The 6,000-nt window shown below is 49.8% G+C and carries 8 protein-coding genes; 5 read left to right on the top strand and 3 right to left on the bottom strand.

Going from position 1 to position 6,000, the window contains the following annotated elements:
- Positions 1-103: 103 nt before the first annotated feature.
- From DU481_RS12440 to DU481_RS12430, 3 genes are all read left to right on the top strand, one after another.
- Positions 104-550 (top strand): PEP-CTERM sorting domain-containing protein, encoded by a 447-nt coding sequence (locus DU481_RS12440; RefSeq protein ID WP_350134979.1) that lies wholly within the window; start codon positions 104-106, stop codon positions 548-550.
- A 506-nt stretch (positions 551-1,056) separates the two neighbouring features.
- Entirely contained in the window at positions 1,057-1,293 is a 237-nt protein-coding gene (locus tag DU481_RS12435) for a hypothetical protein (RefSeq protein WP_350134977.1), read from the top strand.
- Between the two features lie 79 nt (positions 1,294-1,372).
- Positions 1,373-1,741: a thiol-disulfide oxidoreductase DCC family protein gene (locus tag DU481_RS12430; protein ID WP_350134974.1), complete on the top strand. Its 369-nt coding sequence runs from the start codon at positions 1,373-1,375 to the stop codon at positions 1,739-1,741.
- A 38-nt stretch (positions 1,742-1,779) separates the two neighbouring features.
- Here the strand turns inward: DU481_RS12430 and pyrC are convergent, their stop codons facing one another.
- Positions 1,780-2,820 (bottom strand): dihydroorotase, encoded by a 1,041-nt coding sequence (gene pyrC / locus DU481_RS12425; protein WP_350134982.1) that lies wholly within the window; start codon positions 2,818-2,820, stop codon positions 1,780-1,782.
- A gap of 54 nt (positions 2,821-2,874) precedes the next feature.
- Positions 2,875-3,732: a 16S rRNA (cytidine(1402)-2'-O)-methyltransferase gene (gene rsmI / locus DU481_RS12420; RefSeq protein ID WP_350134972.1), complete on the bottom strand. Its 858-nt coding sequence runs from the start codon at positions 3,730-3,732 to the stop codon at positions 2,875-2,877.
- A gap of 10 nt (positions 3,733-3,742) precedes the next feature.
- On the opposite strand from rsmI, the gene DU481_RS12415 reads away from it, so the two are divergent.
- Both DU481_RS12415 and DU481_RS12410 read left to right on the top strand, forming a co-directional pair.
- Complete coding sequence (locus DU481_RS12415) at positions 3,743-4,882, top strand: penicillin-binding protein activator (protein WP_350134969.1); 1,140 nt, start codon at positions 3,743-3,745, stop codon at positions 4,880-4,882.
- Positions 4,869-5,207, top strand: coding sequence for a YraN family protein (locus DU481_RS12410; RefSeq protein ID WP_350134966.1), 339 nt, complete (start codon positions 4,869-4,871; stop codon positions 5,205-5,207). Before DU481_RS12415 ends, DU481_RS12410 begins: the two co-directional genes overlap by 14 nt.
- Before the next feature lie 24 nt (positions 5,208-5,231).
- Here the strand turns inward: DU481_RS12410 and DU481_RS12405 are convergent, their stop codons facing one another.
- Positions 5,232-5,972 carry a pteridine reductase gene (locus DU481_RS12405; protein ID WP_350134963.1) on the bottom strand — a complete coding sequence of 247 codons (741 nt, stop codon included), beginning with the start codon at positions 5,970-5,972 and terminating at the stop codon, positions 5,232-5,234.
- Between the last annotated feature and the right edge of the window lie 28 nt (positions 5,973-6,000).

The following is a 6,000-nucleotide window of genomic DNA, read 5'->3' as shown; positions in this document are numbered from 1 at the left end:
CAAACAGGGGAAATCCGGCTACAAAACACCACTGAAAAATGAATTGCCGGGAATTCGTGTTCAAAAAAATGGCAGGATTACCGGGAAATCTGGAAATCACTAATTGTTCAGCGCTTCCTTAGCTGGAGATGTAATCATTCATAGTCCCAACAGCGGAGATCCATTATTTGTAGTATGGACCGCACCCAGTAACGGCATAGTCGATTTCACCAGTGATGTTTGGTACACCCATTCGATTGTGAGCCGCTCAAATGATGCATCTATATCGTTGAGCGGATCTTTCCTGGGTTCGGCCACAATATCAAACGCTTCTTATGGCGACAGAACCAATCCATGGCATATCAGCGGTGATGATTTGGCCGTTGTTGCCGGAGATACACTTTCATTTACCTTTACAAAAAGCGCCGGACAATCTTTTGGATCTTTAGATGGCATAAACGTCGATATCTCATTTACCAGCGCGGTTCCTGAACCTGAGACTTACGCTATGCTACTAGTCGGTCTAGGATTGCTGGGATTAGCAATACGCAGCAGAAATCAAACCATCTAAAAAACTACCCGATTTTATCGGGTAGTTTTTATTTAACCGCTTATACCCGGCATTACCTACACCAGCAGTAAGCAAGTCCACCGCAGCATTTCATGCTGAATAACTTCTTTCTGCACATTTGCAGCAAGCTTCCAAAGAACTGGCCCAACCTCGCTGGGAAGCAGGGTTTCGTCAGCTTCGTTTCATCAGAAAAAGCGGTATATCGGCTTGATAATACATTGCGCTTGCGACGCAACCTTTATAACAGCCATCACTCTATGAGTTCAGTCCTACACTCTATCAAACTATAAACTTTTAGCATCCGCTTCCGATAAATACTGAGAAACCAAGATCAGGAATTTGATCCAACTTCGTTAAACTCATATTTACAATTACACACTGACGCAATTATTCCTATGCCAAAATTACGCCTAAAAGTCATTAAACCCAGAACAAAAAAACATTCACCTCAAACAGACAGTTTTCTTAACAATGCGAGCCGCTTCGTGCAAGAAAGAATCCACAAGATGCTCGACAACGATGTATTGCCTTTGATCATCGCACCATCTATTTTTCTGATATTTGCAGGTTTAGAGTGGTGGCGCTGGTATCTGGAAATACCAACACCTGTTCCGCTTCTTTTAACTATCATCGCGCTGGGCGTAGGCGTATATTGCTCCTACAAACTATTGGGGCATAAGAAAAATGAGAGCAAACAAAAAGACTTACGCACAAGCATCAATCAGCATCCGGAATTGCACTAAGCACATCAGAGGTTTAGTGAATATATTGATCACAGCAAGCTAGTATTCAGTCGACTGTTAAGTAGAAACAAATTCCGGAATGCCAATTAAAGTGTATTACAACAGCGCTTGCCCTGTTTGCAATGCAGGCATAAAAGATCAACGCCAGCGCATGGAACGGTGTGGTATCAAAGACGTTGACTGGGTGGATGTACACAACAGCCCGGGCACTGTGTCAGAAACGGGCAATCCGCTGGAACAGGTGCGCGAACGATTACACGTAAAAGACGATAGTGGCCGGTTGCATATCGGTATCGATGCATTTATCTATCTTTGGCAGCAGACTCCGAATCAGCGTTGGCTGGCAAACTTGTTGCAATTGCCGGTCATCGGATCGCTGGCACGACTTACCTACAATGGTTTTGCCCGATTGCTTTATCGCTGGAACCGGGCATTAAAACACTGGTAACGCTCTGCACTCACGTCTTCGCAAGCATTTCCCCAGCTTTACACCAGTTTCCAGTTCAAAGGGTTACCCGCATAAAGCGGTATTAACTGCTCTCCTGCAAAATCAAACTGCTCCGGGACAACCCAGCTTTCTTTCTTCAGCGTAATCAAACTTGTATTCCGCGGTAATTGGTAAAAATCCGCGCCATGAAAACTGGCGAACGCTTCCAGTTTATTCAATGCTCCCGCCTGTTCAAAGGCTGTCGCATATAACTCGATGGCGGCATGCGCTGTAAAAATTCCCGCACAACCACAGACATTTTCTTTGTTCATCTGTGAATGTGGAGCACTATCGGTACCGAGAAAAAACTTTGGATTGCCGCTGGTCGCCGCCTCCAGCAAAGCTTGCCGGTGTATTTCACGTTTTAATACTGGTAGGCAATAATGATGTGGACGGATGCCGCCTTGAAACAGCGCATTACGATTCAATAACAGGTGATGCGCCGTGATTGTCGCAGCAATCCGCTGGGATGCTGCCGCCACAAACTGTACCGCATCGCGCGTGGTGACATGCTCAAATACGATACGCAAACCTGGGAAACGATGTGTCAGCAGCGCCAGTATCCGGTCGATAAAAACTTTCTCGCGATCAAACACATCCACATCGGCATCCGTCACCTCGCCATGCACCAGCAGCGGTAGATCATTTTGCTCCATCGCCGCCAGCGTGGCATAGCATTTGGCGATATCGGTGACACCGGCATCCGAATTGGTTGTAGCACCCGCCGGATATAATTTCACACCATGTATCACACCGCTTTCCTTGGCTCGGATGATTTCCGATGGCGGGGTATTGTCCGTCAAGTAAAGTGTCATCAACGGTTCGAAAGCGGATTGCAATGCCGCAGGCAAAACCGCCAGGATTCGTGCGCGATACGCCAGCGCCATTTCGACCGTCACCACCGGCGGCCGCAAGTTCGGCATGATGATGGCGCGCGCGAATTGTTTTGCCGTATGCGCTAACACGGCGCGCAGTTGCTCGCCGTCACGCAAATGCAAATGCCAGTCGTCGGGGCGAGTAAAGGTAATACTGGTCAAGATTTATCCGTGATTGTGTTGAATAACAGCATTATAGTGCAAGCATCCACATCCATACTATCCGGCATCTCCTCCTGTCTTCAGATCTAGTGCCAATTGATACAGCGCATTCTTGTTTTCACCAGTAATTTCCGCTGTCAGCTTAACCGCCTGCTTTAACGGCAATTCAACCAGCAAACACGTCAATGTATGCCGTGCCTGATCGCTGATCTCGGATTTATCCGGAGTTTCCGCGCCGGATAACAGCAAAACAAACTCGCCTTTTTGCTGATTGGTATCCGCCTGTAACCAAGACAGCGCATCAGCTAGTGTTCCGCTATGAATGGTCTCGAATAATTTGGTTAATTCCCGCGCCAAGGTAATTTCGCGTTGCGCTCCGAAAATATCGATCATGTCCGCAATGCATTCCAGAATCCGATGCGGCGCTTCATAGAATATCAATGTATAGGGATGCGATTTTAACGCCGTCAATTCGCGTTTACGCAACCCGCTTTTTGTCGGCAGGAAGCCATAAAACAAAAAATGTGGATTCATGATGCCGGCTGCCGATAAGGCGCAAATTGCCGCATTCGCCCCGGGAACCGGAACAATCCGGTAACCACCTTCGCGCACACGTTGCACGACAATCGCACCGGGATCGGAAATGCCGGGCGTGCCTGCATCAGTTATCAAGGCAACGCTTTTTCCGGATTCTAGCAAAGTGACTATTTTGCCCGCGACCGCCGCCTCGTTATGTTGATGCAACGCGATCAATTGCGCCGTAATGGCATGCGCCGCCAATAAATGCTTGGAATTCTGCACATGCTCGGCGGCGATCACTTCGGCTTTCGCTAATACATCCAGCGCGCGCAAACTGATATCGCTTAAATTTCCTATTGGGGTAGCAACCACATATAATGCACTTTTTTCCAGCATAATCCTCACTATGCCTCGTTTATTGACAATTCTCGCGGTATTACTCCTGGCACTATACGGCAACCTGCCAGCCATGGCCACCGACGCGGAAGAATCCACACAACCGGAAATTGTACCCGGGCCGCTGATCGTTGCCCATATTGCACTGCTGCTTCCGCTTGAATCCGCGGCGTTTGCAGAAGCGGCAAATGTGGTCAAAGAAGGATTTGAAGCTGCCGCACAGCGCGGACAATCGTTGCCGCTGACAATCCGTCTGTACCCGACCAGTGACGATCCGCTCGATATCGTGATGAGCTATTATCACGCCGTGGCTTCCGGCGCAGCGTTTGTGGTCGGACCGTTAACGCGGGACGGGGTTGCCGCCATCGCTTCCAATCAAACGCTAGCAGTACCGACACTGACACTCAACACGGCCGATAACCATCAGACCCTGCCCGCAAAACTATACTTATTCGGTTTGCAAACGGATACCGAAGCCGCGCAAATCGCAAAATTGGCGCTCGCCAGCGGCAAAAGCCATGCCGTTATCATCGGCGATGATAGCGCCCTGTCGAAGCGCCTGCAAAATGCCTTTAAACAGCGGTGGCAGGATGAATATGGTAAAACCCTTGAATCGCTGCGCTATAGCGAGAATCCTTTGATATTGCAACAACTGCGCGAATTGACAACCGGTACAGACCGGCTGGCTTTTCTGGCCCTGGATGCCGCCAAGTCACGCATCCTGCGGACTTATCTCGACCCGGAAGCACCAGTGTATGCAACATCGCAGATTTTTACCGGAACCGATAACCTCCTGCTCAATAGCGATTTAAATGACATTCAGTTTCTCGACATGCCTTGGCTGCTGCAACCTGATCATCCCGCCGTTATGGCTTACCGCCACACCGGCAAAGCCCGGAATACCGAAATGGAACGTCTCTACGCGCTGGGTATCGACGCATTCCGCTTGATGACTAATCTACTGCAACGGCAATCCGCCAAAGAAATTACCTTGGATGGCGTCACCGGCAATATCCGCTTTGCGCCACCCAACCTATTTACTCGCGAGCCCGTAGCGGCGCAATTCGACAGTGGTAAAGTGCGATTGATCACAATACCGTCGAACACGCCGGAAACGCCCCAGAATACCCCCGAAGATGAAGGGCAGTGACGCCGAACAGATAGCGCTAACGTACCTGCAACGGCAAAACTTGGTGCTCGTGGCACAGAACTACCGCTGCCGTTTTGGTGAAATCGATTTGATCATGCGCGACGGCGCAACCCTAGTTTTTGTCGAAGTCCGCATGCGATCCAATGCGGCATTCGGCGGCGCTGCAACCAGCATTACACCGGCCAAACAAGCCAAACTACTTCATACCGCGCGGCATTATCTATCTCAGCTTAATAGCGAACCAGCTTGCCGATTTGATGCACTGCTGCTATCAGGTGCCGATGGACAAGAAATTGAATGGATTAAGGATGCGTTTGGGGAGTAACCATTCAATCTGAATAAATACCCTTCATAAATGAATACTCCGCCCGCCGTCCACTGCAATGATCTGCCCGGTGATATAAGGCGCATCGGCAATCAAAAACTGCACGGTTTTGGCGATATCATCCGGCTCACCGCAGCGTTTGAGCAAAGTGCTGGCAATAATTTGATTCCGTTCGGCCTCGTCGGTCCACTCACCGTCTTCCGGCCACAGAATGGGCCCTGGAGAAACGCCGTTGACACGCACTTCGGGGGCCAGTTCCACCGCCAGCGATTTGGTCAGCGATAACAATCCCCCCTTGGCGGCGTTGTAGATCACGTAATTCTTCAATGGCCGTTCGGTATGAATGTCGACGATATTGACGATGCAGCCGTGCCGCTCCTTTAGATAGGGTGCGGCCGCCTGTGCCAGAAAAAGCGGCGCCTGGAGATTGCTACCGACCAGATCGCGCCAATCGTCCAATGTACATTGCGGCAGCAAGGTCGGAAAGAAGCTTGAGGCGTTGTTTATCAGCACGTCCAATTGCCCAAAACGGCTGGCTGCTTTTTCCACCAAGTCTGGCAATAATTCCGTATCGAGCAAATCCGCTTTTACCAAAACCACGGAATCAGAGCGTTTTTGATTCAATTCGTCGTGTAGTGCTTTGGCTTCATCGAATGAAGAGCGGTAATGCACAACCAGCCGTGCGCCTTGCGCATGCAACCGGCGGCAGATAGCCGCCCCTACCCGTTTTGCACCGCCGGTCACCAAAATCACATTTCCTTGCACGTACGCCTCCTTCAAAGAACTGATACAC

Source organism: Nitrosomonas sp., from assembly GCF_040240425.1.
GTDB lineage: Bacteria > Pseudomonadota > Gammaproteobacteria > Burkholderiales > Nitrosomonadaceae > Nitrosomonas.
The sequence above is the reverse complement of the archived record's forward strand: the minus strand, read 5'-3'. Positions and strand labels throughout refer to the sequence as shown.

What these genes read in the sequence shown, in the direction of transcription:
- DU481_RS12435 (WP_350134977.1), top strand. Translation starts at nt 1,057, where the DNA reads ATGCTCGACAACGATGTATTGCCTTTGATCATCGCACCATCTATTTTT.
- DU481_RS12430 (WP_350134974.1), top strand. Translation starts at nt 1,373, where the DNA reads ATGCCAATTAAAGTGTATTACAACAGCGCTTGCCCTGTTTGCAATGCA.
- rsmI (WP_350134972.1), bottom strand. Translation starts at nt 3,732, where the DNA reads ATGCTGGAAAAAAGTGCATTATATGTGGTTGCTACCCCAATAGGAAAT.
- DU481_RS12415 (WP_350134969.1), top strand. Translation starts at nt 3,743, where the DNA reads ATGCCTCGTTTATTGACAATTCTCGCGGTATTACTCCTGGCACTATAC.
- DU481_RS12410 (WP_350134966.1), top strand. Translation starts at nt 4,869, where the DNA reads ATGAAGGGCAGTGACGCCGAACAGATAGCGCTAACGTACCTGCAACGG.